The sequence below is a fragment of the Fulvitalea axinellae genome (genome assembly GCF_036492835.1).
Lineage (GTDB): Bacteria > Bacteroidota > Bacteroidia > Cytophagales > Cyclobacteriaceae > Fulvitalea > Fulvitalea axinellae.
Window position 1 is genome coordinate 1,525,742 of record NZ_AP025314.1, and the last position, 23,272, is coordinate 1,549,013.

A 23,272-nucleotide genomic window follows, 5' to 3' on the forward strand; every position below is an offset into this window, starting at 1 on the left:
TTATGTCTTGTTGTTTTTTTCTAATGTAGGGTATTCGGGATAGCTACAAAAAAACGGCGTCATTTTTGGTGACGCCGTCAGTATTTTTGAAAAGGGATAAACTTATTTCAGCTTGACAACCGTAACGCCAGCCCCTCCGCGGTCAACGTGTTCGTCGGCCGCGCTACGGACTTGCGGAAAGCCCCGAAGCTCGGTCCGGACATATTCTCGCAGTACGCCGTTGCCTTTGCCGTGTACGATCCTAACTTCGTCGTAACCGAACATCGAGGCGTTATCCATAAAGGCAATCAGCTCGGAAAGAACCTCTTCCACCCGCTTGCCACGCAGGTCCAAGTTCGGGCTGAAGTTTGACATCTTTCTGTTGATATCGAATCCCGAAAGGCTGGAAGTCGGTTCGGCTTTGCGTTCTTTTTTGCGCCTTTCCCTTCGCCCGATTTTTTCGAGACGATTAAGCTTAACCCATGAAGTAAGCGCTCCGATGGAAAGTTCCGCATCTTTGCCCTTGATGGAAAGTACCTCGGCTACGGTCTCCTGTCCTTTGATTCGGACGCTTGAGCCCACGGTAATCTCACCGCCCAGCACTTCAATTTCCTCCTCCGGCTTGCTCTTCTTGCCTTTGGTGGGTTTGCGGATACCTTTTTCGGGTTTTATCGTCTTTTGGAATTCGGCCAGGTCTTGTCTCGCCTTTTTGGAGCTTTCTTTTTCCGCTTTCCTCTCTTTGATTATGCGGATAGTCTTCTCCACCTCCCGGTTGGCACTTTTGATAATGCCTTGGGCCTCTTCTTTGGCTTCGTTGATCAGCGCGCGCTTTTTTGTTTCCACAAAATCTTTCAGCTCTTCGTATTCGTTGACCGTTTTCTTTAAACGTTGGTCACGCTTTTCGAGCTTCTTGTTTTGTTCCTCAAATTTGCGTTTTTCGTGTTCCAATTCGCTGATCAGCTTATCGAAGCGCACTTGGCTATAGCCCGCTTTGTTTTTGGCTGCGCCGATAACCCTTCTCGGAAGCCCGATCTTGGTCGCAATTTCCAATGCGAATGAACTGCCCGGTTTGCCAATCGAAAGCTCGTATACGGGTTCCAGCTTGTCCAAATCGAAGCGCATGGCCGCGTTGACAATTCCCGGAGTTTTGTCCGCTACTTTCTTCAGGTTGGCGTAGTGCGTGTTGATTACGCCAAAGGATTTCGCATGGTTCAGATGTTCCAAGATCGCTTCGGCAATTGCTCCACCCACTTGCGGTTCCGTTCCCGTTCCGAATTCGTCGATCAGGAACAGGGTTCTTTTGTCCGAGAATCGCAGGAAATGACGCATATTCGTCAGGTGGGAGCTGTACGTACTCAGGTCATTTTCGATAGACTGCTCGTCGCCGATGTCAATGAAAAGGTCTCTGAAAATGCCCACTTTCGAATGCGAAAGCATAGGAGGCAACAACCCGCACTGTAGCATATACTGCGTTAGGCCGACCGTTTTGAGCGCAACGGACTTACCGCCGGCGTTAGGGCCGGAAATCAGGATGATGCGCTGTTCCTTATTCAGCGTGATGTCGAGCGGAACTACCGACTTACCCAACTCGCGATGTGCCAGAAGCAACAGCGGGTGTTGGGTTTTGTGCCATTCCATTATCTGGCCTTTTACCAACTCGGGCAAGCAGGCGTCGATTTTGATGGCGAATTTGGCTTTGGCCCGGATAAAATCCACTGTTCCCAAAAAGCCGAAAGCTTTTTTCAGGTCGGGGATATTCGGGCGGACCAAATCGGTGAGAGCGGTCAGGATACGGATGATTTCCCGCCTTTCCTCGTATTCCAGCTCCCGGATTTCGTTATTGACTTCCAAGGCTTCGGCCGGTTCCATATATACCGTCTGGCCCGTCGCCGATTGGTCGTGTACGAAACCTTTGAGCCTGCGTTTGTGCGTGGCGGTGATCGGAATCACCATACGCCCGTCGCGGATTGTAAGCGTAACGTCTTCGGGAGTAATACCGGAAGCTTTGGCTTGGCGCAACACGCTGTCGAGCATTCGGCGCAGATGGACCTGCTTTGACAGAATCTGACTGCGGATCTTTTGGAGCGCGGCGCTGGCGTTGCTTCTTAAATGACCGGACTCGTCGATTTTCTGTTCGATTTGCCCCGAAAGCGTGGTGTCAAAGTTAACGCCTCCGCTCATTGAAGCGAGCAAAGGGTATTCTTCGGCGTTTTCCTTAAAAAACAGCACGCAACCGGAAAGCGTGTGCAACGACAGTTTCAGGTCGTGCAACTCTTCTTCGGTGAGGAAAGTGCCTTGAATCCGGGCTTTGTCCATGCATTCCCGCACGTCGATGAAGTCGTTGGTGGGAAAACTCTCTCCAGAGGTTAAAAGTGTGCGAAACTCTTCGGTTTGTCTCAGTAGTTTTTCTACGGTGTCGAAGTCGTCGCTGAATTTGATTTTTTCGATGAAAGCGGTGCCCATTGAGCTAAGGCATTCATCTTTCAACAATTGTCTTATTTGGTCGAAACCGAGTTTGGTCTCGATGTTTTTCGGATATAACATGTCTGTAAATTTCCGGACACTTTTGTCAGGTAAAAGGAGCCTTGGGTAAAGCTGTAGAAGGATTCGGACGCAGTTTTTCGTTACTTGCGCCCTTTGTCTTCTATAAGTAAGCTGTCGGCCGGTTTGTTCCCCTTTTTCAGGGAGTCTGGAAGCTGTATTTTCGCCGAAAGCGTGTCGATCGCCAAGGAATCAAGAGGCAAAGAGTCAAGCTGTTGCAAACGTAGGGAATCGGCGTTCGCCTTTAGCTGTTCTTCGGCTTCCCGAGCTTGGTCGACCGAGTCTTTGAACGCTTTTTTTCGCTGTTCTTCGGCTTCCCAAGTGGCTTTTCTGGATTGGATAGTGTCGAAAAGCTGTTTGTAAATTTTGGAAAACTCTTTCGGGTGTTCCGTATAATAAGAAATACTGGCGTTGAACGCGGTGGAATCCACGCCGTCTCGGGCGAAAATGCCCGGCTTGATGGTGGCGAAAAGGTTCTTGGCCGAATCGCGGGACAAGTTCATGTAATAGACTTTCGCCTCGTATAGGTAGATGTCGGCCAACACGGGAACCATCTTTTCCGGAGGCAAAAGGCCCTTCGGTTTTTTTCCGCCGGTTTGGCAGGAGCTAAAAGCCACGAGGGCCAGTAGGTATGTCAGCAGTGTTTTTTTCACGGATAGGAATGAGAAATACGCCTGAAAAGAGGAAAATCCCTGCAAGATAATGTTTTCATAATTAAATTAGAGGATTGATATCGGGCTTGTTCTGTTAAAAGAGGTTAAGCACCGAAATATTTCGGATTTTTGTTTTGAAATTACGGCTAAAGGATAATTTTCGTGATCTGCTTCTTTGAGGCAGGGTTTTTCAAACTCGTATTCGTTTCATGAGAGAGATCTATCAGAAGCTCCGGCAGTATGAGATTCGCATCCGCAAAGCGATCAAGTCGCATATGCAGGGTGATTACCATTCGATTTTCAAGGGCTCGGGCCTGGAATTCGACGACGTGCGGGTATACCAGTACGGCGATGATGTGCGGACCATCGATTGGAAGGTGTCGGCCAAGGGTATCGGCACGTATGTGAAGACATTTAAGGAGGATAAGGAACAGAACGTCTTTTTCTTGGTGGACGTCAGCGCCTCGCAGGAAATAGGCAAGCGCGGGCGGACCAAGCTTGACGTGGCTAAAGAAATCAGCGGAGTCTTGATGCTGTCGGCGGCCAAGGAGAACAGTTCCGCCGGTTTGATCGCTTTTTCGGATGAGAGAGAGCTTTTCATCAAGCCCGGAAAAGGCGTGAAACACGCTTACCAGATAATAAAAAGATTGTACGATTTGCGTCCGGGTTCGTTGAAAACGGACTTGGGGCAGGCGATTCGCTTTACACTGAATACGCTGAAACGGCGGAGCGTGGTTATATTGGTGTCCGACTTTATCGATGAAGGCTATGAACATAACCTAAAAGGTCTGGCTCGTGAGCATGATTTGGTGGTAATCCATATCACTGACCGTCGCGAGACTAAGTTACCGGGATTGGGAATCGTACCGCTTCACGATAAGGAGTCTGGAAAGACGATTTGGTTCAACACGTCTTCTTCGGAATTCAAGGAGAAAATCGGGTCCAAATACGGAAGCAAACAGCGGGACTTGGAGGATTTGTGCAGACGAAACCAGACGGATTACTTGGGGCTGGATACGGAAGAGGACTATGTTCCGCAACTGATCCGCTTGTTTAAAGTGAGGAATAAAACTAAGAAACGTGATAAATAGGTTTTTTGTAACGCTGTTACTGGCCTTGACATTTTCGGCGTCGTGGGCACAGGAAGGAGACGGCGGAAAATCAGGTAAAATAACTCCGGTAGGCTGGTTTCTTTCGGATTCTATCAAAGTGGGGGAGCCGGTGGAGTTTGCCCTTTCGGTTCACTATCCTGAAAATATCAACTTGATATTTCCCGATTCCGCTTACAATTTTTCGCCATTCAGATTTGTAAGCAAACGCTTTTTTCCGACTGAGACCGAGGCGGGAGTCAGTGTGGACAGTGCCGTATATACGCTCACCACGTTCGAATTGAGCGATACACTGACTTTGAAGGCTCCGGTTTTCTACGTTTCGGGCGATTCCCGTATGCCGGTTTATGCCGAACCGGTTTCGATTTTTCTTCAGAAAGTGACGACAGCCCAAGACAAGCTCAAACCGGTGAGTCTCGGTTACGTCCGCTTGGAGGAGAAGTTCGATTTTGCCCATTTCGGAGCTTTGGCGGGCTATATTGTGCTGACTTTTATTGTTGTTGTCTTGCTTTTCGGTCGAAGGATTCGGTGGAAATATTCGGTTTGGCAACTGCAAAAAGAGCACGTCAAGTTTTTGGGTGAAATGGATGTCGCTTTTGCTGGCGGAATAAAGAATGTGGCGCAATCTGAGCGGATTTTGGCGCTTTGGAAAAAATATTCGGAGGAGTTGATTCGTTTTCCTTTCACAAAGCTGACATCCAAAGAGATAGGCAATATGTACGAAGGCTACCCTCTCGCCGATCATCTCAGGCGATTTGACCGGTATATGTACGGTGGCGAGGGTGGCGACAGCTTGACGGAAAGTGTGGAATATCTGAAGACTTTTGCCGAGAAAGTGTTGGAAGACCGACTGACCGAGCTGGAAGTGGAAGCGGGAGCGAAAAAAACGGAACCCGCTCCGAAGCCTGATTGGATGGTTTAACATTTAGACATTGATGATGAACGATATACCGTGGTATTCACCGACGTGGTTTCTTCCCTCGACATTCGAGAGTTTTGATTGGGCTTTTCCCAGCGTATTTTATTGCTTGGCGATTATCCCTTTGCTCTTCGGACTTCGGGCGCTGATAAATATAAAGTTGGATCAGAAAATGCCCGTCGCGCTTTCCAGAAGCGAATTGAAAAGCAATCCGATAACATTATTGAGATTTGTTCCCCCCGTATTTTTCACTTTGTCGTTGGTGTTGGCGATTATAGCTTTGGCCCGGCCACAGCGGACAAGTGAGGAGGTTGAGCGCTGGACCGAAGGTATCGATATTGTGTTGGCAATTGACATTTCCCGATCGATGCAGGCCATGGATTTCAATCCGAACAGGCTGGAAGCCGCAAAAAAAGTGGCGACGGAATTTGTGAAAGGCCGTTTTCAGGACAGGATCGGGATCGTAGTGTTTTCGGGTGATGCTTACCGGATGGCTCCACTGACTACCGATTATAAGTTTTTGGAATCGAATATCGCCGATATAAATTTCAATCTGATACAAAACGGCGGAACGGCGATAGGCAGCGCTTTGAGCGTTTCGCTGAACTTGATGCGTGAGTCCGAAACCAAATCGAAAGTGATTGTGCTTTTGAGTGACGGTGATAACAACGCCGGAAATATCGATCCGTTGACGGCGGTAAAGCTTGCGGAAGCTTACGGAATCAAGGTTTACACTATCGCTGTAGGAAAAGAAGGCCCGGTGAAAATGGGTGTGGGAATCTATGGAGACCCCATCTATAATGATAATACGATGGATGAAAAGACCCTGAGGCAAATTGCCAGAATAGGGAAAGGGAAATTTTTCAGGGCTACGGATAACAAGACTTTGGAGAATATTTTCAAGAGGATTGATAAATACGAAAAAGCCGAAATCAAAGAAAACCGCTTCTCCGACACTATGGATTTCTACACGGTTTATTTGCGTTGGGCTATCTTGTTTTTCCTGATTTGGATTTTCTTCAAATCCACGTTTATGAATAATATCCTCAGGGATTAATCAGGATTTGGTCAGAGATAAAAAAGGGTCACGCTGATAAGCGTGACCCTTTTTTGCGTTTTTGGATTCAGCTTATTTTTTTTCGCTGAATATTTCTTTGAGCTTGGCTTTCAGAGCGTCACCTCTTAGGTTTTTAGCAATGATTTTTCCTTCGGGTCCAATCAGGAATGTAGCCGGAATGGCGTTTACTTGGTACTCTTCGGCCGCTACGGACTGAAACCCTTTCAGGTCCGATACCTGCGCCCAAGTGATCTTGTCTTCCTCAACAGCTTTTTCCCAGGCTTTTTTGTCTGTGTCAAGCGAAACGCCAAATACTTCGAAACCTTTTGACTGGTACATATCATAGAGTTCGACCACCAAAGGGTTTTCCATTCGGCATGGACGGCACCAAGAGGCCCAAAAATCAATCAATACGTATTTTCCTTTGTAGGTAGAAAGGGCCAAAGTGTCGCCTTTCGCGTCAGGCAAGCGAATCTCCGGAGCCATCTGGCCAACCAACAGTTTCTTGGTCTGCTTTACGTGTTCCACGAATTCCTGAACCATCGGCACATTAGGATAATCCTTGTTGAGATTTTTGGCAGTAGCCTCAATAATTTCAAAATCCTCGTTCGGATCGAATAAGCCCATTAGCTGAAGCGCTGCAAGACCGATCTGTTCTTGCTTTACTATCTGAAGAATTTCCTCTTTTACCTTTTTCTGTAAAGCCTCAAATTTCTTCTCGCTGGCTTTTATTGCCTTTTGGTCTCCGGAGTTTTGGGCTTCTACGTACTCATTGCGGATTTCTTGGGCTTCTTTCCCGAAGGTTTTGAGCTTTTCGTCCGCGGCACGCAGTAGGTCCATCGACGGAGAGCCTTTGACAGTGGCTTTGCCTTGCGGGTTATCGCCGTCGGCGGTGATGTTGAGGTCGTAGCCGTCAGCCACGATGTTGACGTATTGGGTGTTGTAGAAATTGAGACGGTAAAACCCCGGGTGTTTGTACATCAGCTTGTAGCTGAAAGTGTTTTCGCTCCCGGTAGCCAAAGTGTCGATGACTTCGGGGAAATGCGATGTCAGTTTTTCGAGTGTCACGACCCCGAGCGAATCTGGATGCGTGATTTTTCCGGAAATCGAAATCTCGTTGCTATTGACTGTAGAGGATTTCTTGTCACAGGAAAAAAGGGCGCCGGCCAGAGCCAGGCACGCCAGGGTTTGTCTCAATTTCATTTCGATAAGCTTTTGTTAAGTAGCTGGGTCGCGACTTTCGGATCGGCTTTACCTTTACTTTTCTTCATTACCTGTCCCATAAACATGCCCAAAAGTCCCTTTTTCCCGTTTTTATATGCTTTGACTTTGTCCGGAAGTTCGGCTATCACTTCGTCGATTATACTTTGTATAGCTCCTTCGTCGCTGTCTTGAAGCAAGTTTTGTTCCTCGGCGATTTGGGTTGCCGTTTTTTCGACATTCTCCAACATTGCGGGAAACAGTTGTTGCGAGGCGGCCGTATGGCTCACCTTGCCTTCGTCAACCAAATCGATAATACCCGCGATTTGTTCGGCTTTTAGCGGGAACGATTCGATTTCCTCCGATTTCTCGTTAAGGTAAGATTTTATCGGGCCCATTATCCAGTTTGAGGCCGCTTTGTAGTTTTTTGTATGGTTTGTCAGTTCTTCGAAAAACATGGCCATGGCTTTTGTGTCGGTCAACACTCCGGCGTCTAGGTCGGGCAAGCCGTATTTTTCCGTGAATTTGAGAAACAATTCGCTCGGAAGGCTGGGCATCGAGGCCCTTACAGATTCGATCCATTCTTCGGAAATAATCATCGGACTGAGGTCGGGCTCGGGGAAGTAGCGGTAGTCGTTGAGTTCCTCTTTTTCCCTAAGGCCGGAAGTAGTGCCGGTTACGGCGTCGAAATCACGGGTTTCGGAGATTACTTCCTCGCCGTTTTCCAAAAGTGTAATAAGCCTCTCAGCTTCGTGGTCTATGGCGCGCTGTACGTTACGTATGGAGTTCATGTTCTTGACTTCCACTTTCTTTCCGTATTCCGTAGCGCCTTTGGGCATTACCGATACGTTGGCATCGCAACGGAGCGAACCTTCTTCCATATTACCGTCGCAAATCTCCAGATAACGTACAAGCTTCCGGATTTCGGTCAGGAAAGCCTGCGCCTCTTCAGAGGAACGGATGCTTGGTTCGGTCACGATCTCCACGAGCGGTACGCCGGCGCGGTTTAGGTCGACTAGCGTATCCGTAGTGTCGGCCACGTGGATCGACTTTCCGGCGTCTTCCTCAATATGGATTCTGTTGAGGATGACAGTCTTTTCGCCTTCGCTGGTTTTGACTTTTACGTTTCCGCCAAGGCAAATTGGCGTTTTATCTTGAGTTAATTGGTAACCTTTAGGAAGATCGGGGTAGAAATAGTTTTTACGGTCAAAAATATTTTCCCTTGAGATTTCGCAACCGCAGGCCAAACCGATTTTGATGGCGTACTCCACGGCTTGCTTGTTGATTTTTGGCAGTGTGCCCGGATGGGCGAGGGAAATCACGCCGACTTGCGTGTTCGGCGTCGCGCCGAATGCCGTTGAGTCTGAGGTGTAGATTTTACTTTTGGTGAGGAGTTGGGCGTGGACCTCCAGGCCCACCACTACGGTGTATTTGTCCCGAACGGATTGGTCGAGCATGGTTTGATTGCTTGTTGGTTTCGAAAAGAAGGAGGCGGTCATGGTACCGCCTCCTGCAATAAGTTAAAAAGAAGTCCGGCCAAAGGCAAAAAATGTTCCGCCCCCGGCAAACGGTCGGGAATTAGAGTAAGCCCTCGGCTTTGGCTACTACATTGTCCAGTCCGCTGAGGTCTTTACCTCCGGCTGTGGCGAAGAATGGCTGACCGCCACCGCCTCCTTTGATCTCCTTGGCCAATTCGCGGACGATTTGTCCGGCGTTGAGGCCTTTGTCTTTCACGAGGTTGTCGGCCACCACAACGGCAACTTGCGGTTTGCCGGCCACGTCCACGGCCAAGACCATGAATACGTTTTCGACCTCGTTCTTGATTTCGAAAGCGAGCTTCTTAAGTGCGTCCGCGCTCGGTACGGCCACTTTGGCAATGATTTGGTTCACGCCGTCTTTGTCCGTAATTCCGTTGAGCAAGGTCTGCTTAAGCGCTCCGACTTTCTCAAGGTTCATGCGCTCGATTTCCTTCGAAAGTTTCGCTTTCTCTTCCACAAGCTGTTGCGTGGCTTTCACGATGTCTTTCGGATTTTTGAGCAAGGCCTTGATCTCTTCGAGAATAGCGTTTTGCTTCACGTTGAATTTCTCGGCTTCGATTCCGGTCACAGCCTCGATACGGCGAACACCCGCCGCTACAGAGCTCTCGGAAACGATTTTGATGGAACCGATTTGGCCGGTAGCCAATACGTGCGTTCCGCCGCAAAGTTCCACCGAGTAATTCGGGTCAAACGTGATAACGCGAACAAACTCGCCGTATTTCTCGCCGAAGAGAGCCGTAGCGCCCATGGCCTGAGCCGTGGCTATCGGTACGTTGCGCTCTTCATACAAAGCGATGTTTTCGCGGATTTTTCCGTTTACGATGCTTTCAACCTCGGCGATTTCCTCGTCGGTTACTTTGGAGAAATGCGAGAAGTCAAAACGCAATACTTTCTCCGAAACGAAAGAACCGCGCTGCTGTACGTGGTCGCCGAGAACCGAACGCAGGGCCGAGTGCAAGAGGTGCGTGGCGCTGTGGTTGTTGGCGGTGTCGCGGCGCTTGGTGGCGTTCACTACGCATTTGAAAGTTCCCGAAACGTCGGCAGGAAGTTCCTTCACGAAGTGTACGATCAGGTCGTTTTCCTTTTTGGTATCGATGATCGAGGTTTTCTTGCCGTCGAACTCGATATAACCGGTGTCGCCGGCCTGTCCGCCGCTTTCGGCGTAGAACGGCGTACGGTCAAGGACGATCTGTATTACCGAACCTTTCTTCTGCTTTACTTCGCGGTACTTGATGATCTTGGCTTCCGTCTCCAGCATGTCGTAACCGACAAACTCAACGTCCTGCTCATCGTTCACGAACGTCCAGTCGCCGGTTTCGGTGGCGGCGGCGTTACGTGAGCGGGCTTTCTGCTCGGCCATCTCCTTGTCGAAGCCTGCCTCGTCCACAACCAAGCCGTTTTCGCGGGCGATAAGGGCGGTAAGGTCAAGCGGGAATCCGAAAGTGTCGTAAAGTTCGAAAGCGATTTTGCCGTCGATCGTGATTTCGTCTTTCTGGCGAAGCTCCTCTTTGATCTGCTCCATTTTGCGGAGCCCGATCTCCAAAGTCCTGAGGAAAGCGACTTCCTCTTCGCGAACCACCTTGATGATGAATTCTTCCTGCTTTTTGACTTCAGGGAAAACCTCGTCGAATTGCTCTGCGAGCGAAGGCACGAGTTCGTGGAGGAACGGTTCCTTGAAGTTGAGGAACGTAAAGCCGTAGCGTACGGCGCGACGCAAGATGCGTCGGATTACGTAGCCGGCCTTGTTGTTTGAAGGAAGTTGTCCGTCGGCGATAGAGAACGTAATGGCGCGGATATGGTCCACGATTACGCGGAGCGCGATGTCTGTCTTGTCGTTCTCGCCGTATGTAACGCCCGACTTTTTCGCGATGAATTGGATCATCGGCTGGAAAACGTCGGTGTCGTAGTTTGATTTCTTGCCTTGGATGGCCATGGCCAAACGCTCGAAGCCCATGCCGGTATCGACGTGCTGTGCAGGAAGTGGCTCAAGCGCTCCGGACAACAGGCGGTTGTATTGCATGAACACGAGGTTCCAGATCTCCACTACCAGCGGATGGTCCTCGTTGACCAAATCTTTACCCGGCGTCTTGGCGATTTCGTCTTCCGGGCGGAGGTCGATATGAATCTCCGAGCAAGGTCCGCAAGGTCCGGTCTCGCCCATTTCCCAGAAATTGTCTTTTTTGTTGCCGTTCAGAATTCTCTCTTCGGCTACCCACTCTTTCCAGAAATTGTAGGCTTCCTGGTCCCTTTCGAGGTTTTCTTTCGTGTCACCTTCGAAAATCGTCACGTAAAGCCTGTCTTTCGGGAGTTTGTACGTTTCCGTGAGAAGTTCCCAGGCCCAAGCAATGGCTTCTTTTTTGAAATAGTCACCGAAAGACCAGTTGCCGAGCATCTCGAACATGGTGTGGTGGTAGGTGTCGATGCCTACTTCTTCCAAGTCGTTATGCTTGCCGGACACCCTGAGACATTTCTGCGAGTTGGCCACGCGTTTCGCTTCCGCCTGCTTGTTGCCGAGGAAATAGTCCTTGAACTGGTTCATGCCGGCGTTGGTGAACATCAACGTGGGGTCGTCCTTAACCACGATGGGTGCGGACTGTACCGCTTTGTGTCCCTTTTCGCGGAAAAAATCTAGGAATGCCCTTCTGATCGATTTTGAATCCATTGGCCCTAACTTATATGATTGAGATAAAATGTGTTTTTCAGCTAAATATTAGTAAATTGAAGGTCGTTCGCTCCAATGTAGCGACCGAACCACGCCGAAAACTACCTAATTGCGGTCTTCGGCAGACGCGAAATTACGATATTTTGGGTTAGTGTAAACAGAATAATGGCCAGAATAAAATATTACTACGATACCGAAACGTGTAAGTACGAGCGCGTGAAGCAAACCAAGTGGGACGTGACGTTCAACGTGTTGGGTTATGTCGTAGTCACTTTGCTGTTTTCTTTCGGTCTGTTGGCCCTTTTCGGCGACTTGTTCGAGTCTCCGAAATTTGCAAGGCTGGCGAAGGAGAACAGGGAACTGAAAGAGAACATCGCCTTGATGAATAAAAAGATGGACGAGAACGAAGGTTATCTCCAGGCTTTGGCTCATAAGGACGACAATGTTTACAGAAAAATTTTCGAAGCCGAACCAATTCCCGAAACTATCAGAAAAGGCGGTGTCGGTGGCGTGCAGCGTTTCAGATCTTTGCTCGAAGCGGACTTGGAACAGGAGGAAATGATCATCAACACCTTCGAGCGGATCCAGGCCTTGAGGCGGAAAATGTTCATCCAGACCAAGTCGTATGACGAGATCATGGACCTGGCCAAGAAGAAGGAGCAGATGTGGGCCTCTATCCCGGCCATACAGCCTGTGAACAATACCGAGATGAAAAGATTGTCATCCGGTTACGGTATCCGGATGCACCCGATTATGAAGCGCCGGATCATGCACCATGGTTTGGACTATTCCGCAAAACGCGGTACCCCGATTTATGCTACGGGCGACGGTGTGGTAAAGAAAGTCAAGTATTACCCCGGAGGTTACGGTAGGGTTGTGGAGATTGATCACGGCTTCGGGTTTGAGACGCGTTACGCCCACATGCAAATGTATATTGTGAAGAGAGGGCAGAAAGTTAAGCGAGGCGAATGCATAGGATATGTGGGGAACACTGGCCGTTCTACCGCGCCGCATTTGCATTACGAAGTTCGTAAAAATGGAAAGACGGTAGACCCGATACACTATATCTTCCAAGGTATTTCGGACGAAGAATATGCGGAACTTGTTCGCTTGGCTTCGCAAGATAACCAGTCGTTGTCATAAACGTTTTGGTGCCGAAAAGGCCCGGTTTCTTGCGTAGTACAGAAAAAACACGGGGCGTGCCGTTTGTCGGCGTCCCGTGTTTTTTATAAATTGACTTAAATGGGTTTTTAGCTACAAAAATTGACGTTGGCGTGCCGTACAAGGAGAGAATTATAGAGAAAAGATATTATTCTATCGGAGAGGTGGCGGATTTGCTTGATGTGGCGCCGTCGCTGATTCGTTTTTGGGAGGCTGAGTTTGATATCATCAAACCGAAAAAGAACCGCAAAGGAAACCGGCAATTTACTAAGGAGGATATTGAGGGCGTCAAGCTTATTTATCACTTGGTGAAAGAGCGCGGATATACCTTGCAGGGAGCCAAGGATTATTTGAAAAATGACCACCAGACTTTTAAGGACGAGGTGGAAATGATCGAGTCCCTTAAGCGTATCAGAGCCTTTTTGGAAGGTCTTCGTGACCAGATTCCCTAGCGTTTAGCCCGGGAATCTGGCTGTATTGTTTTGACCGTCAGGAAATTGAGGTCGTTATTTTTTTAGAATCGATCGCCCTAATCTGTTTCAGGATTTCAATAGTATCTTTTCCTTGGGGCTCCATTCCGTATTTTCCGAAAAGCCATAGACAAGCTTCCTTTACGTTGACGTTGGGTTTTACCTCGTCACGATAGAAGTGAACGAATTTGAGCGTTGTGAACGCGTTGAACCAGTGGAAGAACTTTTTGCGAAAGGTTTCCTCTTTTCGTGATTCGGCCAGCAGGCTTTCGATTTTTACATTAAATTCCTGAAGTGAGATAAACCTTCTGATACTTTCCGGCAGACCTTCATAAACGTTTTTCGCGTCTTTACTTACATATAGCTTTTTTGGAGACGCAAATAATTCTTTCAGATCAACGAAAGCGTCGGGATGGTAAGTCAGGTCTATTTCCTTTTTCTCTTCCAGCCATTCAGATATTGCCCGTCCGGTTCCGAACGGAACACGGTCCGAGGCCCGTGGTGAAGGGATTACTTTTGTGGTGGTTAGGTCTTCGAAATTGCCGAGTTCTATAATCTTTTGGAGAAAATAGAAATCTTCCCCCGCCTTTCTGCGGTTCATGCCACCTTGCTTTTGGTAAACGGAAGATCTGGAAGCCATACTGGAACCAATCGTTTGGTAAGCGAAAGGATGACCAGCCCAACGCAATGCGTCGACGTAGTAGCGGAGATGCAGTTCGTAAGTGGCGATTCCGTCATAGATCTCTGGAGCTAACGGCCCTTCGAGCGGGTGCTCGAAATGGATGGAACAGCCTGGCATGTGCGGATGCTGTTTGAAAAAGCTTCGGATTTCGGTCAGATAATTTTTTTCGCAAAGGCTGTCGGCGTCGAAGCAGATAATTACGCCGTCTTTCCCAATGCTTTCGAATCTTCTGACCGCCTCGTCCATACCGATTTTTCGGGCAAGGCCCACTCCGGCGTGCTTTTTAGGTAGGTCTTTGACCCATTTTACGATTAGCCGGAAGGGGAGAGCCGTTTTTTCAGCCCAATGAAGCGCTTCCTGGTAGGTCTTTTCGTTTTGTCGATCGATTTCCGGAGCGCAACCGGTCCCTTGGTTGATGATTACGATAACTTCCGTTCCGCAACCGGGGTCATCACAATTGGCCAGAGAGCGCAACGACGAGATTAAATCAGGCTCGTTGTGACAGGGAATGACCACGGAAAGTTCCGTGTCACTGTCTATAGGCATATCCTCGCTGAGGAATTCCGGCCAAGCGTACCGTTCCAGATAAATGTTTCGTTTTTTTTTGTCCGTCAAGGCGCCACTCGTTTTTTAGCCCAAAGACCGTTTTCCTGTTTTTCGTAGACAATCCTGTCATGAAGACGGCTAGGCCGGCCTTGCCAAAACTCTACTCTTTCTGGATCGATGGCGTAACCGCCCCAATGCGGAGGGCGTGGCACGTTGGTGATATGTTTCATCGAATATTCCACAAAGCGGAGTTTGATTACGTTTTTAGACGAAATCTCTTTGCTTTGCTCCGATGCCCAGGCTCCGACACGGCTTTTGTACGGCCGGCTGGCGAAATATTCGTCGGACGTGGATTCCGCCACTTTGGTTACCGTCCCCTCGACGTTGACTTGACGCTCTAGCTCTTTCCAAAAAAAGCTGATTGAGGCGTAAGGATTTTCTACTAATTGCGAGCCTTTTCTGCTTTTGTAATTGGTGTAAAAAATGAAGCGGTTATCTTCCACTCCCTTGAGCAAAACCGTTCTGGAAGATGGTCTGCCGTCTTTGTCAGCCGTAGCCAATGTCATGGCGGTCGGTTCCACCACCTCGGCGTCGATAGCCTCTTGCAACCAAACGTTAAACTGCTCTGTCGGGTGGTCTTGGCAGTCCTTTTTTCGAAGTTCTTTTTTCGAATAATCCTGCCTTATGTCTGCGATATTGATTTTCATGGTTTTTCCGTCTATAACGGCCAAAAAGGGAAATCCGTTTTATTTTGGCTTCGCCCGCTTGGTGAAGCATCGATTTTTTATAAAATTCCGGACAGGGATATTACCCCCCTAAGTTTGACGCAAAATAAAGCAAAAAATCCCAATCAAGAGCTATGGGGAGCTGTTAGGCTTTTCGAAAGTCCGGATGCGGACGATGCGTATTGTGGGTAAACTGGAAGCGTATGGGTTTTTTCGAATTTACGAATCATTTCTCTCCCCTGAAGGGAGATTTGTTGTTGGCCGAACCGATGTCGGAAGATCCGAATTTCGAGCGGACGGTAGTGTTGCTTTGCGAACACGAGGAGAGCGGAACGGTGGGTTTTGTGTTGAACAGGCCGTCGATTCTCGACCTTTCGGATTTGGTGAGAGGCGGAGCGCCTGATGATTTAAGGGTTTACGTCGGCGGGCCGGTGGAGCAGAACACGCTGCATTTTCTTCATGATGACACGCTGGAGCTTGCGGGCAGTGTCGAGATTTTGCCCGGCCTTTATTGGGGGCGAGACTTCGAAGGCTTGATGGAACAACTGGACGCAAAAGACGTGTCATCGCTTGGTTTGAGATTCTATATCGGTTATTCCGGTTGGACGGAAGGGCAACTCCAAGACGAGCTCAAACGCAATTCTTGGGTGGTGTACAGGGACGCCAGCGCCGCCGAGGTGCTTTTTTCCGACTCGGAGATCATGTGGAAAATGTTGATGAAAAAGATAGGTGGACGCTACAAGATTTATGCGAATTATCCTAGAGACCCTCGTTTGAATTGATTTTTTTTGCTAGATTTAAGATCCTTATATAGAATACAAAAGGATTGTTTTCGCGGGACATAAATTTTTAGTTATGGAAAACGAGAAAGTTATTTCGACGCAAACTGATGTTTGCCAAGAAGGGACTGGAAACGGTGAGGCTTTGGACGCTGAGAAAGTAACCAAGCCGGTACAGGAAGTGGAAGGCGAGACTGCCGAAGGGCAAGAGCAAGAACAACAGCCGGCAGTGCAGGAGTTTGACCCTGCGCAGTTTGATCCGCTGAGCCGTGAGGAACTGGTCTCTGAGTTGGAAAAGATCAAGGCGTCGGAAGATTTTCGTCATGTGGATCAAGTGATGAAGGCCGCAAGAAACGTTTACGGAAAACTCCGTGAGGCGGCTAGGGCGGAGGCGCTGAAGGCTTTTGTGGAGTCTGGTGGCGAAGAGGATGATTTCGATTATCGTTTTGATCCCGTTGATAAGCAATTTGACAGCCTGTACAAAGGCTTGAAAGAGCGCAAACATAAGCACTACGAGGCGCTTGACCGTGAACGCCAGGCCAACTACAGGGAAAAGAGTGCGCTGTTGGGCCGTTTGAGGGTTATCCTTGACTCTGATGATCCGCAGTCAAGCATGAACGTGGTTCGCGACATTCAACAGGAATGGAAAAAAATCGGGCAGGTGCCCCCGCAGTTCGTCCAAACCCTTTGGGCGAATTACAAGGCATTGCTGGACCGTTTTTACGATAAAAGAAGCATCTATTTCGAACTTAAGGAGCTTGACCGCAAAAAGAACCTTGAGAAGAAAATCCGTTTGTGTGAGCGCGCCGAGGATTTGGTGAACTTGGAGGACGTACGCGAGGCGATCCGCCAGTTGAACGCTCTGCACGACGACTACAAAGCCATTGGTCCTGTACCAAAAGATAAGCAGGAAGAGCTTTGGACTCGTTTCAAGGATGCTTCAGACCAAGTATATCTCCGACGTAAGGAGTTTGTGGAAGAGTTGAAGGTTGAGCTTCGCGAAAACCTGAAACTTAAGCTCGCTCTTGTGGAGAAAGTTGACGAATACGCCACTTTCGATTCCGACAGAATCAACGAATGGAATGAGAAGACCAAAGAGTTGATGGAATTGCAGAAAAGTTGGGACTCTATCGGAGGAATGCCGAAAGAGAACAGCCGTGAGGTGAACAAAAGGTTCTGGGCGTCTTTCAAGAAATTCTTCAGCAACAAATCGGAATTCTTTAAGCGCTTGGAGTCGATGAGAGCCGACAATTTGGCGAAGAAAGAGGCGCTCGTGGAGAAAGCCTTGGGATTCAGCCAAAGCGAGGAATTCGATACCGCGGCCGAAGAACTCAAGAAGTTGCAGGTTGAGTGGAAGAAGATCGGGCCTGTGCCTGAGAAATCGAGAAACGAGGTTTACGATCGTTTCAAAGCCGCTTGCGACGCGTTCTTCAATCGCCGAAGAGAGCAGAACAAGACTCAGGAGAAAGAATTCGAAGAGAATTTGGCTAAGAAAGAAGCCGTATGCGAAAAGCTTGAGGCTATGGCCGGCTCTGATGTGGCCACGATGGAGACTTACGAAGAGCTTTGCGCCGAGTTTGACAGCTATGGTTTCGTACCTAGAAAAGCGATCAAGCAGATCCGTAAGCGCTTCGCTGAGGCTACCGAAAACTATCTCAATTCGATGCAAGGCGTAAGCGAAGCTGACAAGCGCCAAGCGATGATTCAGGCCAAGTACAATAAGCTTTTGAGTGGCGGAAACGCCTCGTCGAAGTTGCGTCGCAAAGAGCAGGAATTGCGCGAGGAGATTTCGGAAATCGAAAACGATATTTCGGTTTGGAAAAATAACCTTGAGTTCTTCTCAAACTCATCGACCGCCGATAAGTTGCGTGACGAATTCGATAAGAAAATCGCCGAGGCTCAAGCTAAAATCGGTGATCTGAAAAGCGAGCTGAGAGTTCTCAGAAGTATGCTTTAAGAAAAGCTTAAACTTATTGAAAATATAAACGGGCCCTTTGTGGCCCGTTTTTTTGTGCGATGGAAAAAGGAGATTAGTTTTTTAATTGATATTAAACCGTACTGAAAACGGTTGTAGGTTTTTGAAGTCGTTTGAACTTTTTGGGACGCTTAATTTTTTCCGTATCGTAAACGTTCCCGATAAAAATCTATACTCAAAAGACAGGGTTACCAAGCCCGTTAACCCTGCGGTTAACCCTGTATATAACCAGTTTTTAGGAAGTTAGCATCAGAAAACAATCCGCCGGCATAGGTGAAAATGAATTCGTATGGCTTCGCTTTAGGCGGGTTGTTTTCGATTTTCCGAAGTGATTTTATATCCGATAATCGTCACTGGGAAGAGAGTAAGCTTTACAATTCTGATAAAATAAATTTTTATGAACCGTAAAATTCTATCGTTCTTTTTGTGCTTGGTTTTTGCCGTATCGGCGCAGGCGCAGAAAATCGACATCATTACTTGGGAGCCGGTAGCCAACGGCGTGTGGAAAGCAGTGGTTGGAAATCCGGAGGCGATCGATTTGCTGAAAGCGGCGGAGTCGAAGCCTAGGGAAGAGGCGCTGAACAGAATGCCTTCGCAAGATTTTCCGGCCGTTTTGAATGAGGTCAAAGCCGAGCTGATCGGCGGAAAAACTTATTTGCGAGTGCCGTTGGCCAAAGACGAATTGGTGTATGGTCTTGGTCTGAATTTTAAAAGAATGAACCACACCGGCCAGGTGATGGAACTGCATGTGGACCATTACGGCGGAAAAGACAACGGGCGTACGCACGCTCCGGTTCCTTTCTACGTGTCGTCGAACGGTTATGGAGTGTTGATCAACTCGGCGCGTTATATCAAAACGCATGTTGGGCTTACGGCCCGTACCGACCACAAAAATCCTCCGAAGGAAATTGACCGAAATGCCCGTAATGGATGGAGTTCGCGTCCGCGTTCGGAAGAAATCGAAATGATGCTGGGTGCGCCGGGTACGGAGATTTACGTATTTGCCGGGCCTACGATGATGAATGCCGTTCAGCGTTATAACCTCTTTAACGGCGGTGGTTTTATCCCTCCGAAATGGGGATTGGGCTTTACTCACCGCACGCCGACTTTGTTCTCTGACAAGGACGTGGAAGAGGAAGTGAACAAATTCGACGAGAAAGGATTCCCGCTTAGTTTCGTAGGGCTTGAGCCCGGCTGGCACACGGCTTCGTATCCATGTACGTTTGAGTGGGATCCTCGTCGTTTTCCGAACCCTGAAGAGTTTTCAAAGAAAATGCTCGACCGCGGTATTCGCCTCAACCTGTGGCTTAATCCGTACGTGGCAGAAAAAGCCTCTACTTTCGACGAGTTTGCGAAAGTGTCGGGAACACATAAGGTTTGGAACGGAATTGTTCCTGATTTGACTCTGCCTCGCTCAAACGAGCTTTTTGATAGCCTTTTCACCAAAGAACATATCGATATCGGGGTGTCCGGCTATAAAATCGACGAAGTGGACGGTTACGACGTGTGGTTGTGGCCTGACTTTGCGCGGTTCCCTTCCGGTCTTGACGGCGAGCAGATGCGTCAGGTTTACGGAACACTCGTACAGAAAATGACTACGGATATGTTCCGCAAAAAGAACCAGCGGACATACGGCCTTGTACGCGCCTCAAATGCCGGCGCCTCGCGTTTTCCTTACGTGATTTATAATGATTACTACAACCACAAAGACTTTATCACAGCGCTTTGTAACAGTAGCTTTATCGGCGTATTGTGGACGCCGGAAGTGCGCGCTTCGCGTACGGGCGAAGAGTGGTTGCGCCGTATGCAGACGGCTTGTTTTTCGCCATTCGCCATGCTGAACGCTTGGGCCGACGGCACGAAGCCTTGGACTTACCCTGAGGTTTATGAGCAGGTAAAAGACGTTGCGCTGTTGCGTATGCAGATGATTCCTTATCTCTACAGCACTTTCGCCCAATATTACTTCGAGGGAACGCCTCCGTTCCGCGCAATGCAGTTGACTGAAGGTTTCTTCCCGGATTTGGACGCCAAGGCCGAAGGCAAGCTTGACGGCACGAAAAACCCTTACGCCGAAGGCAAGCGCAAGGAGGTGAAAGACCAGTATATGATGGGTGATTACCTGATGGTTGCGCCGTTGTTTGCCGGAGAGAAAGAAAGAAAAGTGATTTTGCCGAAAGGAAATTGGTATGATTTCTACACAGGCGAATTTGTAGGCAATAACCAAACGATCACGGCCAAGCCGGGACTCGATCATATTCCGGTATACGTTCGTGAAGGCGGAATCATCCCGATGACCGAGGCTAAACTCCGCGCCCAAAAGCCGGGAGAGGTTCTTCCGCTGGAAGTTCGGGTTTACGGAAAAGAGCCGGGCGCTTACACCCTGTACGATGACGATGGCGTGACTTTCGATTACGAAAAAGGAAATTATACGCAGATGCTGTTGAGTACTACCAAAGACAAAAAAGGAAAGCTCCGTGGCAAAGCCAAAATGATTAAAGGAAAGAAAAACCAGTACGGAAAAATAAACTGGGTTTTCATGACAAAATAAACGGATGTGGAACCCTCCGCATGCAATCGCTAGTCATGCGGAAATCCATCTCTGGGTATATTGATTCTGTGACTGTTATAAGCCTCTCTGTTTTTTTGGAGGGGCTTTTTTTGTTTTTGACCGACTTCAGAAAACTGATTCTGATTTTCTGCAAACCATCGTTTTTGTTTCCGGGTTTGAGTGAACGAAAACAGCTCAAAAACGCAAAGGTGTTTTCGAGTGGGAGTAGTTGTATTTCAAATTATAAGGAAATGAAAAAAGTGACTCAGCAGGTTTTACGATGGGGAATGATTGTGGCGTTGGTAATGACTTTCGCCTGTGGCAGTGATAACGATGACGACTCGGACCCGAAACGGACGAGTTTTGGAATTTTCACCATGACAGCGGACGGAAAAACCGCTAAAATGGATGGGGAAATCAACAGCAAATCGTTGGAAAACTATGAGGCGATGGCCAAAGATTATCCTGATGTGAATAAGATCCAGATCGTGAACTGCAACGGCTCTTCGGATGACGAGACCAACCTGAAACTTTCAAAAAAAGTGCACCAGAAAGGCATCAGTACTGAATTGTTGGATAACGGAACGATTGCTTCAGGCGGAGTGGATTTTTTTCTGGCGGGTGTTAAGCGCTCTATTGGCGCCAATACCAAGATCGGTGTTCATTCTTGGGGCGGCACGGATGGTAACGGCAATTCCGTATCCGCATCGGACTTTCCGAAAGGCCACGCAAACCATCAGCCTTATATCGATTATTATATGTCGATTGGCTTTTCGCAGGCCGATGCGGAGGAATTTTATTATTTCACGATCAACGCGGCACCGGCGTCTGGAATGCATTGGATGACGGCCGAAGAGATTGCGAAATACAAGATGGAGAAGAAATAGAGTTTGAATTAAAATAAGAGAGTAGGCCTTTTGGTGAATAAATCCAAAAGGCCTTTTTTTCTATTTCAATATCAGGGTCATTGAACTAGCCAATTTCTCAAAATCTTTCGGTTGTTTATTGTCTTTGTTTTTACCGCTAAGCAATAACACAAAATTACCTTTTGGCTCATAGGTAGCGTACATCAGCGCTTTTTTATTTTCAGGCAATACTACGGGGGCTTTATGAAAAACCCTACCAGCTATTTTGACCTCTTCGATTTTACCGAGCTTTTTGATTGTTCCGGTTTCTTTTCCGTGATTGAAATAATCCTTTCCCGAACGGATATTTTGGCTTCGGATTTTTTCGGCAATTAACAAAAACGTTTCCTCGTTTTCGTTTTTAGCGAACAGTAATTCGGAAACCTTTCCCAACACTTCCTTTTTGGTAGCATTTGGCGTCCAGTTTTCTGGAAACGATATTTCCAGATTGAATTTATCATTTAGATAAGTTTGGCCCGTAAGTGTCCCGAAATCCATTTTGTTATATTTTTCTTCTTTCAGAGTAATCATTCTGAATGAATCACCGATATAAAAGGCTTTGACTTTTGAAAAAGCGGCGGGCTTTCCTTTAGAGGTAAGCTTAATTACAGGCATAGCACCTTTTTCCAAAGGAGCATACCCCCGTTCGACCTTATTCTTCTTATACACTTCGCACCTACCGTATGCGCTGTTTTTTTCCAGTCCAACGGCGTTTAATCGATATCCTCTGTCATAAATATCCTGAGTGGTAAGCGCAGTGGATAGAGTGCCGTTTTTGGTGTAGTATTTCTTCGAAAATAATTTGATGGCTCTAAGCGTATTGTTTTCAAACAAAAGGATCATTGCCCGTTTTTTCCCATTAAGGACTTCATAATATTCTGTAGACGAATCGGGCTTTTTGTATCCTTTCATTTCCTTGACAGTAAAGCTTTTTAAGCGTTCGAGCGCTACGGATTTCGAAAGCCCAATTTCGACATTCCCGACTCGTTTTCCCGTAAAAGTGCGGTCATTGGCATTTGGTCCGCAAGAAGATAGAACGATTACGCATAAGAAGACAAAAAGAAATATTGAGCGAATAAGTTGTGATAGTTTTGATTTAGATAGTGGCATTATTAAAAGGGTTTTTCTGTTTAAGATGACGGTAAATTAATATATTAGAATGAATTTTTAATTATTAATATAATTATATGTTTAAGAAATTAGCTTCAGACGTAATGGGTCTGAGTGATATCGGAAAAATCATAAGTCCTGAGGACTACGATAAGGTGGCGTCGGATGATTACGTGATGCACGAGGATGATGAGAAGATCTATTTTTTGATTAAATCGAAAACGGATGAATACTGCTTCACAAATACTGCTTTGATTCATTTGGACGGAACATCAGCCGTAAGTTCCAAAAGAATGTTGAAACGTTATTCGTATAAGAATAATAGGTTTACTACTGTTTTGCTGGAAACGGCGGGTAATGTGGACCTAGACGTTGAGATAAAGTTCAACCTTAACGATGTGGGCTTCAGCATTGATGTTGATAAAAAACAGTTGGAGCAGTTAAAGGATCTTTATAAGAGTTTGATCCAGATTGCTTCAATTCAAAAAACAAACGGGGAAAAGCTGGAGATGTCCGATCAAAGTTTGGGAATTTCGATGGCTTCGTTGAAAGGGGCTTTTGGATCTAATGTGAATAAGGATCAATTCCAAGCCGTGAACGAGTATGCATACGAATGGAAAGTCGCCAAGTATACAGAGCTAAATAGAGAGGACTTCGGAGAAGTTTTCGAGAAATATATCAATAACTGAGTGATTTAGGGTGTGGCGGAAGCT

General features: G+C 47.6%; 18 protein-coding genes. 10 read left to right on the forward strand and 8 right to left on the reverse strand.

Annotation, left to right across the window (positions count from 1 at the left end; translation table 11 throughout):
• Positions 1-102: 102 nt before the first annotated feature.
• A complete protein-coding gene (locus tag AABK39_RS06190; RefSeq protein WP_338394047.1) occupies positions 103-2,523 on the reverse strand; it encodes an endonuclease MutS2 in 2,421 nt (806 codons plus the stop codon).
• A gap of 80 nt (positions 2,524-2,603) precedes the next feature.
• A complete protein-coding gene (locus AABK39_RS06195; protein ID WP_338394048.1) occupies positions 2,604-3,173 on the reverse strand; it encodes a DUF4296 domain-containing protein in 570 nt (189 codons plus the stop codon).
• 209 nt (positions 3,174-3,382) lie between these two features.
• On the opposite strand from AABK39_RS06195, the gene AABK39_RS06200 reads away from it, so the two are divergent.
• Genes AABK39_RS06200 through AABK39_RS06210 form a run of 3 tightly spaced genes read left to right on the forward strand, consistent with a single transcriptional unit; the run spans position 3,383 to position 6,258 of the window.
• The gene (locus AABK39_RS06200; RefSeq protein ID WP_338394049.1) at positions 3,383-4,264 is read left to right on the forward strand and encodes a DUF58 domain-containing protein; all 882 of its coding nucleotides are present in this window, start codon (positions 3,383-3,385) and stop codon (positions 4,262-4,264) included.
• A complete protein-coding gene (locus AABK39_RS06205; RefSeq protein ID WP_338394050.1) occupies positions 4,254-5,204 on the forward strand; it encodes a hypothetical protein in 951 nt (316 codons plus the stop codon). The genes AABK39_RS06200 and AABK39_RS06205 overlap by 11 nt, the downstream gene beginning before the upstream one ends.
• 13 nt (positions 5,205-5,217) lie before the next feature.
• Positions 5,218-6,258: a VWA domain-containing protein gene (locus tag AABK39_RS06210; protein ID WP_338394051.1), complete on the forward strand. Its 1,041-nt coding sequence runs from the start codon at positions 5,218-5,220 to the stop codon at positions 6,256-6,258.
• A 72-nt stretch (positions 6,259-6,330) separates the two neighbouring features.
• Here AABK39_RS06210 and AABK39_RS06215 read toward each other — a convergent pair whose 3' ends face one another.
• The 3 genes from AABK39_RS06215 to alaS form a co-directional block, all read right to left on the reverse strand.
• Positions 6,331-7,461, reverse strand: coding sequence for a TlpA disulfide reductase family protein (locus tag AABK39_RS06215; RefSeq protein WP_338394052.1), 1,131 nt, complete (start codon positions 7,459-7,461; stop codon positions 6,331-6,333).
• Positions 7,458-8,915, reverse strand: a complete 1,458-nt coding sequence (gene gatB / locus AABK39_RS06220) for an Asp-tRNA(Asn)/Glu-tRNA(Gln) amidotransferase subunit GatB (RefSeq protein WP_338394053.1) — start codon at positions 8,913-8,915, stop codon at positions 7,458-7,460. The genes AABK39_RS06215 and gatB overlap by 4 nt, the downstream gene beginning before the upstream one ends.
• 121 nt (positions 8,916-9,036) lie before the next feature.
• Positions 9,037-11,658 carry an alanine--tRNA ligase gene (gene alaS, locus AABK39_RS06225; protein ID WP_338394054.1) on the reverse strand — a complete coding sequence of 874 codons (2,622 nt, stop codon included), beginning with the start codon at positions 11,656-11,658 and terminating at the stop codon, positions 9,037-9,039.
• Positions 11,659-11,823: 165 nt separating this feature from the next.
• Between alaS and AABK39_RS06230 the strand changes: the two genes are divergently transcribed.
• Together AABK39_RS06230 and AABK39_RS06235 are read left to right on the forward strand one after the other, a co-directional pair.
• Positions 11,824-12,801, forward strand: coding sequence for a M23 family metallopeptidase (locus tag AABK39_RS06230; protein ID WP_338394055.1), 978 nt, complete (start codon positions 11,824-11,826; stop codon positions 12,799-12,801).
• A 131-nt stretch (positions 12,802-12,932) separates the two neighbouring features.
• Positions 12,933-13,271, forward strand: a complete 339-nt coding sequence (locus tag AABK39_RS06235; protein WP_338394056.1) for a MerR family transcriptional regulator — start codon at positions 12,933-12,935, stop codon at positions 13,269-13,271.
• Positions 13,272-13,308: 37 nt separating this feature from the next.
• Here the strand turns inward: AABK39_RS06235 and AABK39_RS06240 are convergent, their stop codons facing one another.
• Together AABK39_RS06240 and pdxH are read right to left on the reverse strand one after the other, a co-directional pair.
• A complete protein-coding gene (locus AABK39_RS06240) occupies positions 13,309-14,586 on the reverse strand; it encodes a glycosyltransferase family 2 protein (protein ID WP_338394057.1) in 1,278 nt (425 codons plus the stop codon).
• Entirely contained in the window at positions 14,583-15,224 is a 642-nt protein-coding gene (pdxH, locus tag AABK39_RS06245; protein ID WP_338394058.1) for a pyridoxamine 5'-phosphate oxidase, read from the reverse strand. Before pdxH ends, AABK39_RS06240 begins: the two co-directional genes overlap by 4 nt.
• Before the next feature lie 221 nt (positions 15,225-15,445).
• Here pdxH and AABK39_RS06250 point away from each other — a divergent pair, with 221 nt between their 5' ends.
• From AABK39_RS06250 to AABK39_RS06265, 4 genes are all read left to right on the forward strand, one after another.
• Positions 15,446-16,024: a YqgE/AlgH family protein gene (locus AABK39_RS06250; protein WP_338394059.1), complete on the forward strand. Its 579-nt coding sequence runs from the start codon at positions 15,446-15,448 to the stop codon at positions 16,022-16,024.
• Positions 16,025-16,097: 73 nt separating this feature from the next.
• Positions 16,098-17,978 (forward strand): DUF349 domain-containing protein, encoded by a 1,881-nt coding sequence (locus AABK39_RS06255; RefSeq protein WP_338394060.1) that lies wholly within the window; start codon positions 16,098-16,100, stop codon positions 17,976-17,978.
• 415 nt (positions 17,979-18,393) lie between these two features.
• Entirely contained in the window at positions 18,394-20,544 is a 2,151-nt protein-coding gene (locus tag AABK39_RS06260) for a TIM-barrel domain-containing protein (protein ID WP_338394061.1), read from the forward strand.
• Positions 20,545-20,795: 251 nt separating this feature from the next.
• Positions 20,796-21,431, forward strand: a complete 636-nt coding sequence (locus AABK39_RS06265; protein WP_338394062.1) for a hypothetical protein — start codon at positions 20,796-20,798, stop codon at positions 21,429-21,431.
• 60 nt (positions 21,432-21,491) lie between these two features.
• Here AABK39_RS06265 and AABK39_RS06270 read toward each other — a convergent pair whose 3' ends face one another.
• Positions 21,492-22,559: a hypothetical protein gene (locus AABK39_RS06270; protein WP_338394063.1), complete on the reverse strand. Its 1,068-nt coding sequence runs from the start codon at positions 22,557-22,559 to the stop codon at positions 21,492-21,494.
• A 77-nt stretch (positions 22,560-22,636) separates the two neighbouring features.
• Here AABK39_RS06270 and AABK39_RS06275 point away from each other — a divergent pair, with 77 nt between their 5' ends.
• Positions 22,637-23,248: a PH domain-containing protein gene (locus tag AABK39_RS06275; RefSeq protein WP_338394064.1), complete on the forward strand. Its 612-nt coding sequence runs from the start codon at positions 22,637-22,639 to the stop codon at positions 23,246-23,248.
• The last annotated feature ends 24 nt before the right edge of the window (positions 23,249-23,272 follow it).